This window comes from Alcanivorax sp., from assembly GCF_040119285.1.
GTDB lineage: Bacteria > Pseudomonadota > Gammaproteobacteria > Pseudomonadales > Alcanivoracaceae > Alcanivorax.
The window spans coordinates 16,147-35,471 of record NZ_JBEDTY010000010.1 but is presented as its reverse complement, the minus strand read 5'-3'; the positions used below and the strand labels follow the sequence as shown (position 1 = coordinate 35,471).

The following is a 19,325-nucleotide window of genomic DNA, read 5'->3' as shown; positions in this document are numbered from 1 at the left end:
TAAGGAATTTCGACAATGCGTTTTAACGAAGCCTGGTTGCGGGAGTGGGTTAACCCGGCCATTGATACCGATACCCTGGTACAACAACTGACCATGGCCGGTTTGGAAGTGGATGCCGTGGAGCCCGCTGCACCGGCCTTTACCGGTGTCGTGGTTGGGCAAGTTGAAAGCTGCGAACCGCACCCGGATGCAGACAAGCTGAGTGTTTGCCAAGTCACAAACGGTACCGACACGGTGCAGGTGGTTTGCGGTGCATCCAATGTGCGTGTCGGCCTGAAAATGCCTTTCGCCCAAGTGGGTGCAGTGCTGCCTGGCGACTTCAAGATCAAGAAAGCCAAGCTGCGTGGCCAGGAATCCAATGGCATGCTGTGCGGTGCTTCCGAGCTGGGCCTGGAAGACCTGATCGATGGTTTGATGGAGCTACCGGAAGATGCGCCGGTGGGCACGGATTTCCGTGACTATCTGAGCCTAGACGACACCGTCATCGAGGTAGATCTAACGCCTAACCGGGCGGACTGCCTGAGCCTGCGTGGTATCGCGCGAGAAGTAGGGGTGATGAACCAGACGGCGCTCACCGAAGCTTCCATTAGCAAAGTGGCCCCTGCCATCGACGACAGCCTGACCGTGACGTTGGCGGACAGCGCCGGCTGCCCCCGTTATCTTGGCCGCGTCATTAAAGGAGTGGACGTCAATGCCGCCACTCCGCTGTGGATGGTAGAGCGCCTGCGTCGAGCTGGCCTGCGCACCATCGACCCGATTGTGGACGTGACCAACTATGTGTTGGTAGAGCTGGGCCAGCCGCTACATGCATTCGACCTGGCAAAACTGAACGGTGGCATCACCGTCCGTAAGGCCAAGGCTGAGGAAACACTCACCACTCTGGACGACCAGGAGCTGACCCTGCGCGATGACACTCTAGTGATCGCCGATGATAGTACTGCTTTGGCGTTGGCCGGTGTGATGGGGGGAAAGCCTTCATCAGTAACCACGGACACGCAAGACATCTTCCTAGAGTGCGCCTTCTTCGCGCCGTTGGCCATTGCTGGCAAGGCTCGCTCTTACGGTTTGCACACGGATTCTTCTCACCGCTTCGAGCGGGGTGTCGATCCACAACTGCAAAACGATGCCATTGAATACGCCACTGCCCTGATCCAGAAAATTGCCGGCGGGCAGGCTGGTCCTGTCACTGAAGCGGTGGACCAAGCGCAGCTGCCCAAACAGGCTGAGCTCACCTTGCGTGCCGAACGCATCGAGGGCTTGCTGGGGGTGGGCCTTCCCGCTCAACAAGTGGAAGACATTCTTAGCCGCTTAGGCATGGACATCTCAGCCAAGGGTGAGGGTGAAGAGTGGCGCGTGCTGGCGCCCAGCTGGCGCTTTGATATGGCCATCGAACAGGACTTGATCGAAGAGCTGGCGCGGATTTACGGCTATGAAAAACTGCCTAGCCGCGTGCCCGCGGGCTCACCTTCCGGTGATACCGTTCCAGAGCATATTGTGGCACTGCGGCGTTTAGCCGACACCCTGATGGACCGGGGTTACCAGGAGGCCATTACCTACACCTTCGTAGAGCCAGGCCTGTTGAGTAAAGTGGAACCCCGAGTAGAACCGCTGCCATTGCTCAACCCGATCTCTATGGATCTGGGTGTTATGCGTACCACGCTGTTGGCCGGCCTGTTCAGTACCGCCCGCCACAATTTGAACCGCCAGGCGGATCGCCTGCGTCTGTTCGAGACTGGGCTGCGTTTTGTCCCCACCGATGCGGCAGACGTGGAAGGCGGGCTAGCCCAGACGCCCATGATTGCCGGTCTGCTTTACGGCAGTGCCCAGCCGCAGAACTGGGAAGGCAAACGCCCGGTAGACTTCTTCGACCTGAAAGGGGATGTGGAAGCCTTGCTGGCCCTGTCCGATGCGGATGCCTTCAGTTTTGAGCCCGCAGAGCATCCGGCGTTGCATCCGGGGCAGACCGCTGCGCTGAAACGTGACGGCGAAATCGTTGGCTATTTGGGGCGGATTCATCCACGGCTGGCTGCCGATCTGGATCTGCCGGGCCAGCTGTACGCGTTCGAGCTGGCCCAGGCGCCATTGCAGCAGGGCATCCTGCCGAGCTTCCAATCAGTGTCTGATCAGCCACGCATGCGCCGTGACCTGGCCTTCGTGGTGGAGGACAGTATCCCCGCAGGTGAGCTGATTGCGGCGGTGCGTTCTACCTGTGACGAGCGTCTCACCGGGGTCAATATTTTCGATATATATCAAGGTGATAGCATTGGTGAAAATCGTAAAAGCCTCGCTTTGGGCTTGACCTTCCAGGACCGTTCGCGCACTCTTAAGGATCAAGAGGTGAATGACTTGGTGGATGCCGTAGTATCCCAGTTAAAACAACAGTTTAACGCCGCCTTAAGGGACTGAATTAAGGAAGGGTAGGGAGCTTTAATGGGAGCGCTAACCAAAGCGGATATGGCCGAGCGTTTGTTCGAAGAGTTAGGCCTGAACAAGCGTGAAGCGAAGGAAATGGTGGAAATGTTCTTTGAAGAGATCCGCCATTCACTGGAAGATAATATCCCGGTGAAACTCTCTGGCTTTGGTAATTTCGACCTCAGGGACAAGAGCGAACGCCCAGGGCGCAACCCAAAAACTGGCGAAGAGATTCCTATTACTGCTCGCCGAGTTGTTACCTTTCGTCCAGGGCAAAAATTAAAACAACGGGTTGAAGCCTATGCTGGAACCAAGTCATAACGACGAATTGCCGGCGATTCCAGGGAAGCGATATTTCACCATTGGTGAAGTCAGTGACCTTTGTGACGTGAAGCCGCACGTGCTGCGCTATTGGGAGCAGGAGTTCCCCCAGCTCAACCCTGTGAAACGCCGTGGTAACCGCCGTTACTATCAACGACAGGACGTGCTGATGATCCGCCAGATCCGCAGTTTACTGTACGATCAAGGCTTCACCATCGGCGGCGCCCGTCAGCAGCTTTCCGGCGGCGCCAACGCGGAGCAGGCGACCAAATATCATCAGCTCATCAAACAGATGATCGTGGAAATGGACGAGGTTCTAGACGTACTTAAAGCCTCCTGATCCAAGACAGATCTCTTGCAGGTGTTTCCCTGCAAGGCAAGAAGCCTCGGTAGCCACGCTTCCGGGGTTTTTTATGCCTGCGTCCCCCGCAATCCTCTCACCTCGTGGGTGGGGTCGTTCGACAGCGAATGGGCCGCCGGCTATGGTTTTCGGGGGAACTACCCTTTTCACAGGGCCGGTCTAATAAGCGGGGTTGGGCCGCGGATACGGCGCTGCTGTCTCTGCCCCGCATGAGTTCGTGTTGTTGCTTGCAGCATGACGCTTGTGCCTTCACCGCTTAAACCCTGATCAACCAGTACGTTACCGGTTCCATCCCCCAATCAAATCCGCTATTATGCTCGCCGCTTTGGTAGCACTGCCTGCCAAGCACATCTCGGGGCGTAGCGCAGCCTGGTAGCGCACTTGCATGGGGTGCAAGGGGTCGGAGGTTCGAATCCTCCCGTCCCGACCAAATTAAGGTCGGAAAAACAATGAGATAGGCCAGTCAGAGATGACTGGCCTTTTTCATTTCTGGGCGCCTGTCATCTTTTCTACGATCTGGTTGCCGTTTGGTTGCCGTTTCTCGATCGCTACCGTTATTTGGTTGCCGTTTCATGGTTACCATGGGTGGCTTTTATGCCCTTGTGAAGCGTGTGTGCCGCGATGGTCGTCAATTTTAGAATAGACTACCTTTGGACCCTCTCCAGGGAGGTGATGTTGTTGGCTGACTCACGTCTTCTCCCATAGGCGTTCGGGTATCTCCGTCACCTTGTGGCTCGGGCGGTGGTGGGGTTGTTGAAAGTTCGGCTAGTTGCTTATTTAGGGCCTGGATTTCTTGGTCTTTTGCGGCAATGGAGTCGCGTAGTGTTTGCGCTTCCTTGGCTGTGACAAGAGGGATAAAAGGGCAATTTGATTGCTGTTGATCAAGTATCTGTCGCTTGGCTTCTTCTTTGGCCTCCTTGATTGTGGCTTTCTTTTTTTCCTCATCCTTTAGAGCCAATCGAATCAGCTCTGCGACAACCGCGCTTACACTTGTTCTCCCATTGCCCCCTTTCTTGGCCAGCGTTTCGAGTACCTTGATCTCGCGCTTAGAGAGTTCCAAATGAACCTGCTTTAGATTTTTCCCCTCCCTGGATTGATGGACTCGCCACGCTTGTTTGGCCCTCTGAAGGTATGAGCTGTCTCTCGATTTGAGAGACTTTTCTAGATAGTCGACGAGGCGCTCATGGCTACTCGGTGGAAGCAGCATGACTCCCTTGCATGGATTTCTTGTGATGTAGCCATTAAGCCAATCTATCATTTTGGGGTCATTGTCTAGCCACTGGCCTGGTGTCTTTACGGCCTTGTTCATTCGCCTCTCCCCTGGCTCTTTCGAGACACTGCTGACACGCTACATTTAACGTTAAATGTAACGTTAAATGTAACGTTAAATGTAGCATAAAGAAATTGGAAGATAAAATTAGGGGGGGTATTATTGCTATTTATTGGAGGTTGTGTGGGTGAGAGTATGGGGGTGTGGCTAATTCCTCTTCAAGTTCCCAGCGGATGTCGTAAGCAATATGGTCTTGATCGACTGAGTGCGGCGAGTCGTTATTTCTTGTGCCGGTTTATTAAAGACTACGAAGAGTCTAAAGAGTCTAAAGAGTCCATGAGGCAAATGGCAGCCTATGCTCGGGATTTTTATCAGTCCGAAAGATCTGTTAGACGGGCTGTTGATGAGCTTGTTCGTTCGGGGATTTTGCTGGAGAAGAGGTCGGCAAATGGACCGGGGCGTCCTTCGCTGCGGTTGAGTGTGTCGTGTGGCTTCTGGGATGTATTAGTGGCCCAATTAGCTGACCACGCTTTCCTCCATAAAGAAAAAATTGAACATGTGTTCATGGGCGAGTTTCCTTCTAACCGCGGAACGCGGAAGACGCGCCTGACTCCGGAAAATCGCACCCTCCTGGCTGTTCTGCTTTTAAATGCAGATAAAAGTGGCGCTGCTCAAATTGGGATGGGGAAGCTTGGGAGGATGACAGGGCTCAGTGACGATCAGTTGAAGTCTCAGTTCACGAAGCTGGCTGCTGAGGGGTATCTGAGGGGCAGAGTTTCTGGCTTCTCTGGGAAGTGCTTGTTTGGCCGAGTGGCGGGATATGTGTTTCTTAACTTGAGACACATGGACTTGGGCGGCTTTGGTGATCAAATAACGATCATTCAGTGTTCACCGGGGCTTGGTCAGGCCACAGAGCTTTATAGGGAGGCAAAGGCTGTCCATTTCGACCTAAAAAGGTATCGGGATAGCAGTTCGGGCTTGGGTGGGTATCCTCCATGTCATTATCCGGGCATCCAGAATGCGATCAGGTTTGAAACCCAATGGACTGACGACTGCTTTTGGCATGAAACAGACTTTAGTTATCAGGGCGACTGTGAGGCATCTGAGGTCCTGCCTAAGCTGCAGCTGGATAGGCACTTTCAGGAAAAGCAGCTTTCCCTAGCCGCTTCATACTTGCAGATGCGAATCAATCACTACGCATCGATGCTGTTAACGAATGGGGAGCGTGAAAGTACTATTTCATTGACTCACCTTAAGGAACTTGAGGATTCAGTACGCGGTGAGCTTAAGCCGACAGAGAAAAGTGATGTTGAGGTGGCGCTGCGAGCATTTCTGACCGCTGTGTGGCAGCAGGTTAAATATGCTACAGGCATGATTGCGCAGGTTAAGAGGCAAGACCAATGCCTAATTGATGAGCTAGAGAGGAAGGAGCCTGAATATCTCATTCTCCCAACGGAAGCGGTATTGAGGCGTCAGCATGCACTCACCTTGCAGATTTCCACAAAAGAAGGAATAGGCTCTGGAGGGGGTGGTTGCTGGGTCATTAATATGCCTGGGCACGATTCAAAACCAGATGAAGGGAATGATCCTTGGGGGGGCTCGAAGCTAAGCTTGCAAGGAGGGTCTGGGCGTAAAGCTATCAAGTATCTCAGTGAGCGGAGCCTGAGTGAGGAGGAGCGGATAAGCTATGGGCTGAGATTGCGGGGGCACAAATATCCGACTGAAAAAGCATAGTACATTTCCAGAGTGAAATCTGGTGTTTGTTCCCTGAATTTCTTTGAAAACAGTAGCTTGAAGCTTTGCAAATGGCATATTTGGTTGTCGGTTATAGGTTTATAGGTTTTATACCCCCGCCACCCCAAGGGCCATAAATACCCAGTAATAAATTACATACATCCCTTCCCTGTGAGCAATAACCACAGGATGGAGAGATGAACAAACGACACACACTGAATAGCAACCTTACCCTAATCAACGACACAGAGTGGAATGGACTGGGGCTAGTGCCCAGGCACTCCCCCTACATTGAGCAGTATCTCGAGAGGACTCTGGAAACCATGAAAAGAGCGGTGGAGAGGTACCGGCGAACCACGGCTATCCGTTTCGATTTACACATACCCAAACAGGCAGCTGCCCCCGATTCAGAAGTAATATCCCGCTTCTTTTCCTCCCTTCAAGCAAAAATAAATGCACATCAACTTCGTAAAGCCAGATGCGGACAGCGGGTTCATACCTGCCAGCTTCGTTACGTTTGGGTCCGAGAAAGACACCTCTCAGACCATCGACATTACCATTGTTGCATCTTGCTAAACGGGGATGTCTACCGTCACCTAGGATCTTTCGTATCTGTGAATGAGGGGGGTGCGTCAAATATGGCTAAACGGGTGCGTAGCGCTTGGGCGAGCGCCTTAGGTTGCTCCTGGGAAGATAGTGCAGGGTTGGTCCATTACGTAGAGAACGGCGTATACCGGGTTGATGCCAACTCTCCGTCTCTGTGGAGAGATTATTCGGCGCTGTTTTATCGGTTAAGTTATTTCGCGAAATCGAAGACCAAGCCATTTGGCGATGACAAGAACAACTTTGGCTGCAGTCGCCGCTGACAAGGTTTCGTTAATTTTTTACAGCCATGGCTCATCTCATGAGCAGAAGGAGAAAACTCATGAGAATCATTCGTTTGAAAGAAGTCATGGAAACTACAGGTCTGGGCCGATCATCCATCTATAAGTACGCCCAAGAGGGCTCATTCCCGAAACCCGTGAGCCTGGGAGGGCGCTCATCGGGCTGGGTGCTGGATGAAGTGGAGGAGTGGGTGATCGAGCAGATTGCCAAGCGGGATCAGCGTTTAGAAGAGGAGGGCATGCGGGCTGGCGGTTAGCCGGCCCCCCCACAGCCAACCTTTAACCTCATCCTCGTTGGCCAGTACCACCTGCTGGGCCTCGGGCCCTCGGTGCCGCGATCCATCCAGTCTAAGCAGTTGCACAATGTAATTGGCCATGGCAGCCCGACACTCAATAGTCAGCGCTCCATCGATCATGTCGTAATCCCGCGCAACCACGTCCTGTTGAGCCACAGAGAGGCGAGGATCCGGGGTGACATGCAGAATGAGCCGTTCTTGCCACGCATGATCATCCTGCTCAGTGTGGTGTTCGCTTTGTTCGGTGAATTCGGTGAATTCGGGTTCATCCTGAATCCGGCTTAATACGAAATCCCGGTAGCCGCTACTCTTCTCGCACCAGGCCCGGGCATGCCAGCGCATGCCATTGTGCACCACGGTGTGAGGTTGAATGATGCGGGATTCCGGCTCCGGGTTGCTCAAGGAGGCGTACTGGATTTCCACGCGTAGTTTATCGCGGCAGGCCTGGAGAATCGGGCGCAACACACTGGGGCGTAGGTCACGAGAAGGAGGAAGCAGCACTTCGGTATTGAGCTCGCGCACATCCAGGGCCTCAAAGGCACAACTGAGATCCTCCCGAGAATGCATCATCTGCAGGTATTCATCCGCTACGCCCCGTGTGAATACGGGCTTGAAGGTGCTGGCGGGTTTGTACCCCTTCAAGGAGCGGTCGTATTCCAGGTTGCCAGGCGCATATTCAGCAAGATAGTGGTTAATGTCCTTGCTGGCCTGCTGCCTGCCAATGCCGAATGCCCGCTGAAGATGGTTGGTCGTCAGTCTCCCTTCCCAGAGGGCGATCACCTCGATCAGTCTGTAGCGCAATAACAGATCCCAGCGCAGCGGCCAGTCCGCTGCGTTTTTACCTGCTGTCCGTGCCATGGATATGCTCCAAAAAGCGATATATGCCAAAAGGCGACGTGTACAGGTCGCCAGTATTGTCATGTAGATAATAAGGTGTAATCTGGGGAATACAAGTTGTGGTTGTGTTTTGCATCTGCAAACCAGTAGGGATGGGCCTTTACAGCAAGGATGCTGTTTTTTATTTCAACACGGGGACGATGGGGGAGTGACAGGATGAAGACAATGCCGAGCGTTTTTTTGCCCGTCGTGGCGCTACTAATGCTGACTGGCTGCGCAACACGGTTGACGGATTTTACCGTGATCTCTTCGAAGAATGTTTAGCTGTCACGGATGGGGGATTATGAGCGCGTAGGTACGAGGGCTAAGGGGGAAGACAGCATCCACATCATCAGCTTGATCCCCACTGGCCTGTATCCCGACGCAAAGAATGCCATGGACAATGCCATTGAGAGCCAGCCCGGCGGTGTGGCGTTGGTGGATGGCGTCATCACCCGCAAGTGGTTCTATATTCCCTTCATCTATGGTCGGGATTGGTACGAGGTTGAGGGCAACGTGCTGGTAGACCCGCAGCGGCAATAGCGATGAGCTAGGAAGAGGGCGTAGAGCTCAAGGACGGAGAAAGGAAAAGGAATGAAGGGATGCGCAGTAATCCTGCTGATAATGATACCCCTCTGGCTTACAGGATGTGCTGGGCCCCGGATCGATGGCACCACAGAGGCGAGTCTCGTGAAAACCATCGATCAAGTAAGAAGCGTTTTGCCAGAGGATCAGCTCGGAGACTTTGATCTTGCTCTCATGCTGGTGGCCTTTAGCCAGATTGATGGGCGATATGTGGAAGCTACTCGTCCAGAGGATATCGCTGAGGCGGCAGAGCAGGTGCGCGCAGGACTCGATGGCTTGAGCACCAGCCAGATATGGCGGCAGGCCGCCGCGATAAAAGCGCGAGAACAAAAGCGGGTCCGCAGCGAGTGGCATCATTAAGTGCATTGAATATCGTGGGCATTATTCGCGGGCAAGCCGAACTGGCGGTGGTGCACTTCGTAGGTAGACCCTAGCAAGCTAGATCGCGATAACTACCAAGAGTCAGCACGGCGGCATGTGCCCCAGTTCCACCAATGGAGACCATCTTGTACGACATCATCGGTGATATTCATGGCTTTGCCGAGCCGCTGAAGCAACTTCTTGACCGTTTGGGTTATCAGGAGATCGACGGTGTGTGGCAGCACCCGATTCGTAAAGCCCTGTTCCTGGGCGACTACATAGACAGAGGCCCCCAGCAGGTAGAGGTGGTTCGCATCGTGCGAGCCATGGTCGAGGCAGATAAGGCCCTGGCGATCATGGGCAACCATGAATTCAACGCCGTAGCCTGGGCGTCTCCAAACCCGGGCAGCCCAGACGCTTACCTGCGCCCGCACAACGCCAAAAACCGCCATCAGCATCACGGATTTCTGGAGCAGGTTAGTGAAAACTCGCCCCTACACCATGAGATAATCGGCTGGTTCAAAACGTTGCCCGTATTTCTGGATCTGCCGGAATTCCGTGCCGTTCATGCTTGCTGGCATAATGAATATCTGGCCGACCTAGCGCCTTGGCTCGATAGCAATAACTGCCTCAAGGAGGAGGGATGGTATCCCGCATCCCAAAAAGGCGAGCCAGTCTATGCAGCGATAGAAACCCTCCTCAAGGGCCTGGAAATTCCCCTGCCCCAGGGCGCAGGGTTCAGTGACAAGGACGGCCATGCCCGCACGGATATCCGTGCCCGTTGGTGGCTTGAGCATGCCCCCACCTACCGCGACCTGGCTATGGTGCCGGTGGATGTCATCGACCGCATTCCACATGAGCTCGTACCCGAAGGCATTCTTCCAGGCTACGATAACGAAAAGCCTGCCTTCGTCGGCCACTACTGGCTAACGGGTGATCCTGCGCCCCTGGCCGATCACATTGCCTGCCTGGACTACAGTGTGGTGAGTGCCCGCCAGGGAAAACTGGTGGCCTATCGTTGGGATGGTCGTCCCCTGACAAAAGACAACTACATTTGGGTAACCCGCTAATGTAGAAAAAATACCAATGCAACAGGGAGGGAACTATGCAATACGATCCTGAAAACCAACGCTTGGAGACCGATGCTGGTGAATTGATAAAACAGATCTCCTGTCCCTTATCGAAAAAATGGAAACAGCTCATGCCCATGACGGAAAAGTGGGATGAACCGCTCAGACTGGAGAAGAGCTCGGCGCCCCAAAGTGAAGATGATTTGCGTTACTTTCTAAAGGCTCAGTCGGGTGATATGGAGGGTATAGAGGATGACCCAGGTTGGCAGGACTGGAAAAAAAGACAGCGTGGCACCCCGAAAGACTACTTGAAGAAATACTGTGGCTCCTGCCAGAAATGCGTCCTAAATGCCAACCACTTCAGTGAAAACCAGATACGGGCCTTGGTTCAGGTTAACCCGAACATCTGCCTGCACATCAGCAGTGGCCATCCGGAACTGACCATCAAGCAAAATGACAGTAAGCAGGATGACTGGGAATGTGGATATGAGGGATTGACGCAAAACGGGCTTCCCATCATCCAGACAGCCCGATCCTTGGCAGCCATTGAGCATGGCGTAATCAGGGGCTATCGGCCGCTTTTCGTGCAGGCGGATTATGCCAGCAAGGTCGGTTGTAAATTCTGGGTGTCACTGCCGCCCAAGTCGGGTGAGCTGATCTATGGTAGTGACTTTCGCGGTATGGTTATGCCACCAAATGTCGAAGACAAAAAAAATTGGCCTTCCATATATGTTAAGCATGATAGTGACCGCAATTCCTCGCCGCTAGCTGCCTACATGATCCCGGAAGATCTGAATCCTGGCGATAGAGTCTTTGTGGCGGACATCATTGAAGAGATTGTCTTTCAAACATGGAATCAGGGTGATTCCTGGCGACAGAAGCGTGGTGAAGCTGTCTGGACGGGAGAGGTGCTGAAGATAGAGCGACGAGATTCGATTATGATGGTGGGCTAGGTTTTTCGAAAAAATATTGGATAGCAACCGGCTTCGATACATAGTCACAAAAAATAAAAGGAAATGATAATGAATAAAGAGTTGACGGTCGTTGATATCGATTGGGAAGGGCCATTTGATGTCGTATATGACAGAAGTAATGATCGCTATAAGTTTGATGATAGCGTCCCGGTAGAGCTTCTGAGTGCTTGTGGAATATATCAGATATATGGTCGCCACCCAGTCTATGGAAAAGATGTTTTGCTCTACATTGGCGAGACCAAGGCGAATGATAAGTCGCGGAGTTTTAGTAAAAGATTGGCGGAACATCTGCATGAAAAAGGAAGGTTCTTCAGTCATACCAACCTTTCCGTTCACTTTGGGCCCCTTGACCTCCCGGATGCAGTGATACAGCAAGTAGAGTCAATTTTGATTTTTAGTCATGCACCTGCGTTAAATCGACGTCATATTGATGGACCGATTGCAGGTGCTGAATCATTGTTGGTTAGAAACTGGAGTTTTGTTGGATCGCTTGAAAGCGCGTGCATCGGATTTTGGGGCGAGTAATTTTATTAAAATGAACGAAGTGAATTGGCAGGCAAGATTAGACGTTAACAAGGCTACCATTCCTGCCAAATCGCCATAATGTTCACTTCGATGTTGTCATTCATTCGTTTGTCACTGATGACTCCGATAATGACATCCGTGTCATCATCCAATAACGGAATAGCAGAGACGACATCTTCGACACTAGAAAAGTCTTCCAGATCAAAATCGTAGCCCCTCATTATTGCCAGCATGCTTGAAATACGAAGCCTGGTTGGTGGCGTCATTTCTACCAAAGACTTAAACGATTTGTACGCAGCCTGGCTGGCTGAATGGCTGGAGTGCCCAAACACAGAGGCTCCCTGTCCCGAGTGACTTAGAATGGTTGTGATATCAGCATAATCTATGCCTACCATCGCCGGTTCCAGTATCAGTCGGCACAGATTGCTGATGGCTTGGTTTATCTGCACCGAGGGACTCATCCGATATTCAGGGTCTGGCATGAGGATTTCATCGTCAGGATTGATCTTGATAAAAGGGGAGGGGCTGGCGATGTGAGCGAGGGAAGACTCAAGAGCGGAATCCCCGCTGCCACCTGTATAAACGATTTTTGTAGAGGCTTCATCATCATGAAACACCAGGTTCTGTACTGGAGGGCTTGTTAAATGTGAATTGCTGGTTATTGGAAGATGAAAATCAATAGGCGGTAGCTTGAACATGATTATATCCCTGTCCTGGATTTTCGGCCCGGAAAAGCCCGCCACAGTATGGCGGGCTGAGTAAGTCTTAACCTCGCGTATTGCTCTCAATACGCACCAGTAGCAGAATCACCGTAGCGAATACAAAGATAGCGAAAGCGCTGCCGGCAATGATCAAGGTGGCAATGGAGCCTGCCTTGGCCTGAGCTTGCTCCAGCTTTTCTTGCTCAATGCGCGCCAGTTCGCTTTGGTAGCGAGTAATGTACTCCCAGGTAAACCATTCCAGGTATTTATCCCAGTTAATGTGGGTGGTGTCGGCGTTCTCCAGCCCGGGGATGTTAGTAACGAGCAACGAAGAGTCTTCATCCTCAGCGGGATTGACCAGGTCAACCTCAAAGCTATCGACCAGACTATCCAGAAAGCGCAGATAATCTTGATGGGACAGGTTGCCCGCCTGGGAACGCAGCCAGTTATCTAGACCTTCCTTGTTCGCGCTTCTCTGGCTGGTCAGGCGTGCATATTTATTGATCAGCACGGCCAGGTTATTGATGCGTTCCTGAATGGCGCGGCTCTCCTCCTCCCGGTTCTTTATGTCGATCTCACCGAGACCCACTGATTCGTCACTTTTAGCCACGGGACTAACGTGTTCTCGATAGCCCTCCATGCCGATCTCTGGCTGCTGTATATCTTCGTCTACACCCGTCAGCCACGCGCTACCGCTGGCAATAGTGGCGAAAACAGCCACGGCCAGTGCCAGTGCTGCGAGGATGTAGCTGGCAACCCCCACAATCCGAAAAAACTTGTTCCCCATGGTGAAAACTCCTGCTTATTGATTTGATGTCCGGGTTCCTGTCCGGTGTTTCAATTATCTTGATAGGGGCGTCAGTTTCTGTCGTAATAATCTGAAAAATTAGAATGACAACAGCATGGAGTTGGATATGGCAGGAAGCGCCAGCATTAGTAATAAGACCTACCGTGTGATTGCCTTGCTGCAGGCCTTGCCAAGGTCGCCGCATAAGATCACCAGCAATGAGATCCACCAGCGGTTAACCAGTGAAGGGCACGACATTACACGCCGCTCCATTGAGCGCTATCTCAAGGAGTTGTCTGAATCCCAGGCTTTTGGAGCGCTGGTCCAGTGTGATGATAAGGCTATGCCTTATGGCTGGTCTGTAGCTCAAAAACAGAATCTGTCCATTCCGGGCATGGACGCACAGATGGCAGCGACCTGGGATTTGGTGGCGCGCTACCTGACGCCACTTATGGCCAAGGACGTGCTGGACAAGCTGGAGCCAGTATTCAACGAGGCAAGGAAATGGTTTGAGCGCCATCGCCCCATGGGAAAGCGCTACTGGTCCGACAAGGTGGCGTATGTCCCCCGAGGTTTTCATCTGGAGCCGGCGCGAGTGTCAGCAGGCATTGCGGATCAGGTCTATGACGCCCTGTACCGTAATCGGCAGATGAATATCTGGTACAAGGATAAGGATGAGCCTCATTTGGTGCATCCCTATGCCCTGGTGGACCGAGGCGCTGTGCGCTACCTGGTGGTACGCTTCTGGAGCTACATGGATTACCGTCACCTTGCGCTGCACCGGTTACGCAAAGTACATGTTCTCGATGATGAGGTTGAAGGCGCCTCGACATTCGATCTGGATGCCTACCTACAGGAAGGGAACATGAATCTTCCCTATGGGGATAGCATCAATCTGGTGATGCGACTCTATGGTCGGGCTGCCGATCACCTCTACGAAACCCCGGTCAATGAAACCCAGATCTTGAAGGAAATCGAGCCTGGCGTAACGGAGCTACGTGTGCAGGTACAGAATACCGAAGAGCTGAAATGGTGGATTTTGGGGTTAGGGGCCAATGTTGAAGTGGTCAAACCGGTTAAATTGCGTAATCAGATAAAATTAGAGCTGGGAAGAGGGTTTGAGAGGTATGCCTGATATGAAATATAGAGCCGACATTGAGGGTGCCGTCAAAAAGGCTTTCGAGCGGCTTTTCAAAAATAAGAGAAAGATGGACTTTGTGATCTCACAGGGAGGGTTTGAGAAGTATTTTCAGTTTGAAGTTGCGGCCGAATTGGATGCTCTTGGGTTTATGGTTCATGTCGAGGGAAAGCATAGATCTGATATTTTGATCTATGAATCACAAATTCCTGTTGCTGTGATAGAGATGGGGGCAGGATTTGTGTCGCAAAAAGATCAGGAAAATAAACCGGATTCAGATTATAAGTCTTTCTTGAAGACATCCAAAAAAGATCTCGCATTTAGCGGTGTTGAGTTCTACTCACTGATGATTCTGGGTATGAACAATCGAGTAGGGAAAATACCAAGCACTTGGAAGCAAGTTTCTCTTATTTCAAAGGCGCCAATCGATTATCAAAAGAAATGGAAAAGTAGCGGTTTTGAGGTCGTTTCCAGAAACTATCTTGCTGCAAAGCTAGGCCTTTCTGTCTCTCTATTATGGGGTCCTGCGACATAAATTGTCGTCCTTACGGCTACCCTCCTACCAAGGAGGATAGCCATGCTACTGATAATTGGTTCGAACGCTCGGGAAGCCACAGAAAAAGCCGCTTTCCTTTTCCGCAGGGCCTTCAAGGTCGAAGATCCGGTGTATCTGGGAGAGGGCGCAATGGAGTTTGCCCAGCTAAACCTGGACCCACTTGACGGAAATGTACAGCGAGAGCCAGGGTTGCCCCGGTCTGGCCCTTTTCTGCCCCGCATAATCGAGAATATCAGGCAGTCCTGTTTGCCCTGGCGATACCACCCCAACCGAACCCGTGTGATCTGCGATGCCTCCAAAGAGTCGCGGCTGGTGCTGGAGGCCCTGATGAGCTTTCCTTGGCTCTTGCCTCCTGATTCTTTCATTTGTGTACTCAGGCCGCCTCCTGTGGCAGCAAAAAAAGCGACCAAGCAGCATGAAGAACTGCTTGGCTTTATCAAGGATTCACTTCTGCGGAGGGTGTGGCAGTCACCTGATTACCATGGTCTGGAGGATCAGCACAAACCTACAGTTGAGGCATTCTGGCTATCGCATGTGATTCTCAATGATGTCACTGTTCAGCCGGATAACGAGGTAATTCAAACAGAGCCGCCATTGGTGGTATTTGCCTGCAATGAACGCGTCCGAAAGCGCCTTGGCAAGAACATGCCATCCGTGAGTTATGACTCAATTACCTATAATCCCGCCAGGGGTATGGATCTTTGTGGTCAGGTCTGGTCATGCAAAAAAGGACGGCATGTTCTGCTTGTTTGGGACCTGGATGAGTATCACAGCCTGGATGTTGGCAACCAGTTACGCGCCATTAGTGAATATTCGCGCTCGACAGTCTGGAGCATCATTGGCCTGGCAAGCCCTGGCATGGGGGCGGAGAAGCAGGCTACGTCTTTAATGGGGCTCGCTAAATACCCTTTCGAAATGATGGCGTCACCAGAGCTGATTACTGGCGAGGAGAGCGGATACTACCAGCAAACCCTCGATGTGAAATACTCCAGAATGCGCAAGGCAGTGTGGCGATGGCTCAAGGAGTGGGAGGTTCATCACCGGATTTTTCCAGTGTCATCAGAGTGATGAGAGTATCAAGATGCTCGACCAAGAGGGCGTCACGACATTGCCTGAAATAACGCTCTTGCCCTCTGGTCACCAGTGCTGGCGCGGGGTAGGCGATGAATGTCGGGGGCTTCCGGCGTTTTGTCAGTGTGCTCAGTACCTCCATGCTTTTGCCAAACTCCACTTCCCGTTCAAACCGGAAGGGTAGAAGCAGTGTGGTATTTATGGTTGCCCCCATTACATCCAGCACATTATGACAGTGCTCACCAAGATGAACCGCCTCAACAGCAGCAATATCGATAATCAGACAGACCGTACTCACCGATCCCGAACCTTTAATGCCTGTCGCGCTTTCAAGTCTGGCAGAAAGATCTCGGGGGTTGGTGACCGTGATTGTGGTTAATCCAGGAATTGCTGGCGAAAGATCAGCATGAGTGACCATGTATGACGCAGTTCCGCTAAGGTCAGTCATGCTCAGTGGGCTTAGCAGATCATTGCCAAGAAAAATGAAGACCGGGCATGAAGAGAGTGCATCGGGCGGCGTATCCCTGACGGCTATTTGCATTCCTGTATCCTTAAGGCTTTCTGTGCAGTTATTGAATCATGATGATTGCAATGCATGATTTCTATTGTTGATCATCTCTGCGAAAGCAAGAGTAAGAGCGGTAAATGGGTGCCCGGATAGGGACAGGAGTTCATCAATACTGCCTCTGATGGATGAAAGAGAGTTATCCAATAGCCGATTCTGAAACGGGAATATCGAAGGCCATTGATAGAGCAGATTCCGGAGGAAAGACAGCATGTTTGCCGCCAGTTTTTTTTCAATATCTAGCTGAGCATCGTCAACAACCACCCATGGATTTCGCATCTCAATGGCAAGGAGATAAAGCGGACTGCTTTGCTTGTGTTCTGGCATAGCTTCCTCTTCATGCCTGATAGCGGCAATCTCATCCAACGGCCTGAAGTCATGAGTGGTTGACCAGCGTGAAACGTCAATAAACCGTTCGCTATGGATGAGTACCGTCTCTCTCAGGGCATCCATATCCATGCAGAACTCAAAGGGCGGATAGTCTGTCTGCCACGGTGGGGTATGGCCGGAATAACGCTGTTCCAGTGCGCAAGCGGCCATGATGGCGTTGTTACAGATACTGTCTGTCAGGCTCGTGCCCTGTTGAAGGGCCTGTATCGCTTTTTCGGTGTCCATGACTGTCCCGGTCCATATGCTTTCTTCCATTATTGTTTAGGGTGCGACAAAAAATGACGTGACTGGCGGTTATTATAGAGATAGTGAAATTCGCAAAGTCAGGAGGAAGAGGATGGATTTCAAACGGGATAACGGTTCCGCAACGCAGACTGGGGCCATGGAAAACACCTCGCTGATTCGCCACTGGGTTGCCCGGATCCTCTTGTATTCCTCAGCATGGCGTGCTGGCCGGTGTCGGCATGAAAAGCGATTTGAGAACGATGAGATTCTTGAACTGCTCGGCTTTCTTCCATCCCGGGAGGCCCGCTTGCGTCGACCGCCTCAGGCCCTGGAAGGGATAATCGGTGAGCATCATCTTGGAAAGCTGCTGGCGGATGACGACCTCTATCAGAACGTGGTCAAGCTGGGGCAGCGCCTTTCGTTGACGGAAGCGGAGCGCCGGCTTCTGGTTTTTGTCTGCTACAAGGATTCCAGTGAACTGCTCAACAATGCCTGTTGCCTGGTGAAGGGTGGCTCCATGAGGCAGCTTGCCGGTCTGCTGGCGCGTATCGTTGATATCCCGGAGCAGGATGTCCAGGCCGCTCTGAAACCGGGTGGCGTACTAAGGACCACTCAGCTACTTAGAGTCAATATGACGTCAGGATTTAGCGGCAAGGACCTGTCGGGAATGATCGATGTGGAGGACGAACTTCACGAAAGTCTGCACGTTCCGGATGCGTCCGACGCGCACCTGATTAGTTTGTTTTATCGGGAAGCGGACAAGGCCAATCTTGGTCTGCAGGACTATGCTGAGCTGAAGGACGAAGTCGCGATGCTCTCCCGCCTTCTGACCCGCTCCGTACAGGAGGGAGTGAAGGGCATCAATGTGCTTTTCTATGGCCCACCGGGAACCGGGAAAAGCGAGCTGGCGAAAGTGATTGGTGAATCGCTGCAGATGAGTATGGCGTTTGTGCCGGAAGAAGATCGTGAGGGTGACGCACTCTCCGTGAAAGGACGCATGGGACGCTATAACGGCTGCCAGAGAGCCATCGCACACGATCCCCGCACCTTGGTAGTGTTTGATGAAGCGGAGGATTGTCTCTGCGACAGTCAGTTCAGTATCTTTATGCCATCCCGGCGGCAAACAGAAAAATCCAGCATGACCCGTGTGCTGGAAAACAACCCTCGTCCGACCATTTGGATTTCCAACCGGGTGGATATGGACCCGGCTTTCCTGCGCCGCTTCACCCATGTGGTGCACATGGATAACCCGGGGCCGTCCCAACGCGAACGGCTAGTCCGCGCGGCAATGGCCGGTGAGCAGGTCTCTGAAGGTTTCCTGGAACAAGCGATCAAACTGGAATCGCTGTCCCCCGCAGTACTGCATAGCAGCCTGCACTTCTCCCGTCTGGCCGCCGACGACAAGCGGGATACAGAAAGCCTCGTCACACATAACCTCAATGCCCGCTTCCAGGCCATGGGTGTGTCTGAGCGTTTAAAAGTGGAAAAGCACAAGGGGCTGCCCTGGCGAGGGGAGTGCCTGCGAGCATCAGAAAATGTGGCGGCCCTGATTGATCAGATCAACCCGGAGGTGTCGGTGCGGTTTTGTCTGCATGGTGCGCCGGGTACCGGCAAGACAGCCTGGGGTCGGGAGCTGGCCGAGCGTATTCACCGCCCGCTGATGGTTCGCCAGGCATCAGATCTGCTGGGCATGTATGTGGGGCAAACGGAAAAGCGGATTGCTAGGGCCTTCGAGCAGGCCGAGCGGGAAGGCGCGGTACTGCTAATCGACGAGGCTGACAGCTTCATCGGTAGCCGCCATAACGCGGAGCGCAGCTGGGAAGTCTCTCACGTCAACCAGTTCCTGGCGTCCCTGGAGCAGTTCAATGGCATCTTCGTCGCCACTACCAACCTGCTGGAGCGGGTGGATGAGGCCGCCATGCGCCGCTTCGACTTTGTCGTGCGCTTTGACTGCCTGGATGAGGGCGGGGCGCTATTATTGTTCAAGGATCTGGCAGACGCCTACGGCATCAAACTGCCAAGTCAAAACGCTCAGCGAGAAATGCTGCAAGGTATGGATATGCTCACCCCGGGGGACTTTGCTGCTATTTATCGTCGCATCCGGGTACTCAGGGAGCCGCCAGATGTGGGTGGCTTGGTCGATATGCTGCGCGACTGCCTGCGCTACAAAAAACAGCCTTCACAGCCCATTGGATTCATGGCGTCACTGCATTAAGTGCAGTGA

21 protein-coding genes and 1 tRNA gene are annotated in these 19,325 nt (G+C 52.6%); 16 read left to right on the top strand and 6 right to left on the bottom strand.

Going from position 1 to position 19,325, the window contains the following annotated elements; all coding sequences use genetic code 11:
* The first annotated feature begins 15 nt into the window (after nucleotides 1-15).
* The 4 genes from pheT to ABNH10_RS03705 all read left to right on the top strand — a co-directional run bounded on the left by pheT (nucleotide 16) and on the right by ABNH10_RS03705 (nucleotide 3,524).
* Nucleotides 16-2,406 carry a phenylalanine--tRNA ligase subunit beta gene (gene pheT, locus ABNH10_RS03720; RefSeq protein ID WP_349384794.1) on the top strand — a complete coding sequence of 797 codons (2,391 nt, stop codon included), beginning with the start codon at nucleotides 16-18 and terminating at the stop codon, nucleotides 2,404-2,406.
* 24 nt (nucleotides 2,407-2,430) lie between these two features.
* Nucleotides 2,431-2,733 (top strand): integration host factor subunit alpha, encoded by a 303-nt coding sequence (gene ihfA / locus ABNH10_RS03715; RefSeq protein WP_011589117.1) that lies wholly within the window; start codon nucleotides 2,431-2,433, stop codon nucleotides 2,731-2,733.
* Nucleotides 2,714-3,073, top strand: coding sequence for a MerR family transcriptional regulator (locus tag ABNH10_RS03710; RefSeq protein WP_349384793.1), 360 nt, complete (start codon nucleotides 2,714-2,716; stop codon nucleotides 3,071-3,073). The genes ihfA and ABNH10_RS03710 overlap by 20 nt, the downstream gene beginning before the upstream one ends.
* A 374-nt stretch (nucleotides 3,074-3,447) precedes the next feature.
* A tRNA-Pro gene (locus ABNH10_RS03705) sits at nucleotides 3,448-3,524 on the top strand.
* 204 nt (nucleotides 3,525-3,728) lie between these two features.
* Here the strand turns inward: ABNH10_RS03705 and ABNH10_RS03700 are convergent.
* The gene (locus ABNH10_RS03700; RefSeq protein ID WP_008929372.1) at nucleotides 3,729-4,403 is read right to left on the bottom strand and encodes a hypothetical protein; all 675 of its coding nucleotides are present in this window, start codon (nucleotides 4,401-4,403) and stop codon (nucleotides 3,729-3,731) included.
* 144 nt (nucleotides 4,404-4,547) lie between these two features.
* Here ABNH10_RS03700 and ABNH10_RS03695 point away from each other — a divergent pair, with 144 nt between their 5' ends.
* From ABNH10_RS03695 to ABNH10_RS03690, 3 genes are all read left to right on the top strand, one after another.
* A complete protein-coding gene (locus ABNH10_RS03695) occupies nucleotides 4,548-6,098 on the top strand; it encodes a hypothetical protein (protein ID WP_157375604.1) in 1,551 nt (516 codons plus the stop codon).
* A gap of 197 nt (nucleotides 6,099-6,295) precedes the next feature.
* Nucleotides 6,296-6,964: an inovirus Gp2 family protein gene (locus ABNH10_RS16250; protein WP_008929374.1), complete on the top strand. Its 669-nt coding sequence runs from the start codon at nucleotides 6,296-6,298 to the stop codon at nucleotides 6,962-6,964.
* A gap of 59 nt (nucleotides 6,965-7,023) precedes the next feature.
* The gene (locus ABNH10_RS03690) at nucleotides 7,024-7,239 is read left to right on the top strand and encodes a helix-turn-helix transcriptional regulator (protein WP_035460473.1); all 216 of its coding nucleotides are present in this window, start codon (nucleotides 7,024-7,026) and stop codon (nucleotides 7,237-7,239) included.
* Here ABNH10_RS03690 and ABNH10_RS03685 read toward each other — a convergent pair.
* The gene (locus tag ABNH10_RS03685; RefSeq protein ID WP_349384792.1) at nucleotides 7,207-8,136 is read right to left on the bottom strand and encodes a helix-turn-helix transcriptional regulator; all 930 of its coding nucleotides are present in this window, start codon (nucleotides 8,134-8,136) and stop codon (nucleotides 7,207-7,209) included. The two genes, ABNH10_RS03690 and ABNH10_RS03685, sit on opposite strands and share 33 nt — an antisense overlap.
* A gap of 312 nt (nucleotides 8,137-8,448) precedes the next feature.
* On the opposite strand from ABNH10_RS03685, the gene ABNH10_RS03680 reads away from it, so the two are divergent.
* The 5 genes from ABNH10_RS03680 to ABNH10_RS03660 all read left to right on the top strand — a co-directional run bounded on the left by ABNH10_RS03680 (nucleotide 8,449) and on the right by ABNH10_RS03660 (nucleotide 11,668).
* A complete protein-coding gene (locus tag ABNH10_RS03680; protein WP_349384791.1) occupies nucleotides 8,449-8,697 on the top strand; it encodes a hypothetical protein in 249 nt (82 codons plus the stop codon).
* A 51-nt stretch (nucleotides 8,698-8,748) separates the two neighbouring features.
* Entirely contained in the window at nucleotides 8,749-9,099 is a 351-nt protein-coding gene (locus tag ABNH10_RS03675; RefSeq protein ID WP_349384790.1) for a DUF6694 family lipoprotein, read from the top strand.
* 146 nt (nucleotides 9,100-9,245) lie between these two features.
* On the top strand, nucleotides 9,246-10,169 hold the full coding sequence (locus ABNH10_RS03670) for a metallophosphoesterase (protein ID WP_349384789.1): 924 nt from the start codon (nucleotides 9,246-9,248) through the stop codon (nucleotides 10,167-10,169).
* 35 nt (nucleotides 10,170-10,204) lie between these two features.
* Complete coding sequence (locus tag ABNH10_RS03665) at nucleotides 10,205-11,122, top strand: hypothetical protein (protein WP_349384788.1); 918 nt, start codon at nucleotides 10,205-10,207, stop codon at nucleotides 11,120-11,122.
* A gap of 69 nt (nucleotides 11,123-11,191) precedes the next feature.
* Complete coding sequence (locus ABNH10_RS03660) at nucleotides 11,192-11,668, top strand: hypothetical protein (protein ID WP_349384787.1); 477 nt, start codon at nucleotides 11,192-11,194, stop codon at nucleotides 11,666-11,668.
* A 53-nt stretch (nucleotides 11,669-11,721) separates the two neighbouring features.
* On the opposite strand, the gene ABNH10_RS03655 is transcribed toward ABNH10_RS03660, so the two are convergent.
* Both ABNH10_RS03655 and ABNH10_RS03650 read right to left on the bottom strand, forming a co-directional pair.
* On the bottom strand, nucleotides 11,722-12,366 hold the full coding sequence (locus ABNH10_RS03655; protein ID WP_349384786.1) for an FtsZ/tubulin family protein: 645 nt from the start codon (nucleotides 12,364-12,366) through the stop codon (nucleotides 11,722-11,724).
* Nucleotides 12,367-12,433: 67 nt separating this feature from the next.
* Entirely contained in the window at nucleotides 12,434-13,156 is a 723-nt protein-coding gene (locus ABNH10_RS03650) for a hypothetical protein (protein ID WP_349384785.1), read from the bottom strand.
* Between the two features lie 127 nt (nucleotides 13,157-13,283).
* Between ABNH10_RS03650 and ABNH10_RS03645 the strand changes: the two genes are divergently transcribed.
* The 3 genes from ABNH10_RS03645 to ABNH10_RS03635 all read left to right on the top strand — a co-directional run bounded on the left by ABNH10_RS03645 (nucleotide 13,284) and on the right by ABNH10_RS03635 (nucleotide 15,918).
* Nucleotides 13,284-14,291: a helix-turn-helix transcriptional regulator gene (locus ABNH10_RS03645; protein ID WP_349384784.1), complete on the top strand. Its 1,008-nt coding sequence runs from the start codon at nucleotides 13,284-13,286 to the stop codon at nucleotides 14,289-14,291.
* Nucleotides 14,284-14,829, top strand: coding sequence for a hypothetical protein (locus ABNH10_RS03640; RefSeq protein WP_349384783.1), 546 nt, complete (start codon nucleotides 14,284-14,286; stop codon nucleotides 14,827-14,829). The genes ABNH10_RS03645 and ABNH10_RS03640 overlap by 8 nt, the downstream gene beginning before the upstream one ends.
* A 348-nt stretch (nucleotides 14,830-15,177) precedes the next feature.
* Nucleotides 15,178-15,918, top strand: coding sequence for a hypothetical protein (locus ABNH10_RS03635; RefSeq protein ID WP_349384782.1), 741 nt, complete (start codon nucleotides 15,178-15,180; stop codon nucleotides 15,916-15,918).
* On the opposite strand, the gene ABNH10_RS03630 is transcribed toward ABNH10_RS03635, so the two are convergent.
* Together ABNH10_RS03630 and ABNH10_RS03625 are read right to left on the bottom strand one after the other, a co-directional pair.
* Complete coding sequence (locus tag ABNH10_RS03630; protein ID WP_349384781.1) at nucleotides 15,869-16,462, bottom strand: hypothetical protein; 594 nt, start codon at nucleotides 16,460-16,462, stop codon at nucleotides 15,869-15,871. The genes ABNH10_RS03635 and ABNH10_RS03630 overlap by 50 nt on opposite strands.
* A 36-nt stretch (nucleotides 16,463-16,498) precedes the next feature.
* Nucleotides 16,499-17,101 carry a hypothetical protein gene (locus ABNH10_RS03625; RefSeq protein WP_349384780.1) on the bottom strand — a complete coding sequence of 201 codons (603 nt, stop codon included), beginning with the start codon at nucleotides 17,099-17,101 and terminating at the stop codon, nucleotides 16,499-16,501.
* 112 nt (nucleotides 17,102-17,213) lie between these two features.
* Here ABNH10_RS03625 and ABNH10_RS03620 point away from each other — a divergent pair, with 112 nt between their 5' ends.
* Entirely contained in the window at nucleotides 17,214-19,316 is a 2,103-nt protein-coding gene (locus tag ABNH10_RS03620; RefSeq protein WP_349384779.1) for an AAA family ATPase, read from the top strand.
* Nucleotides 19,317-19,325: the final 9 nt, after the last annotated feature.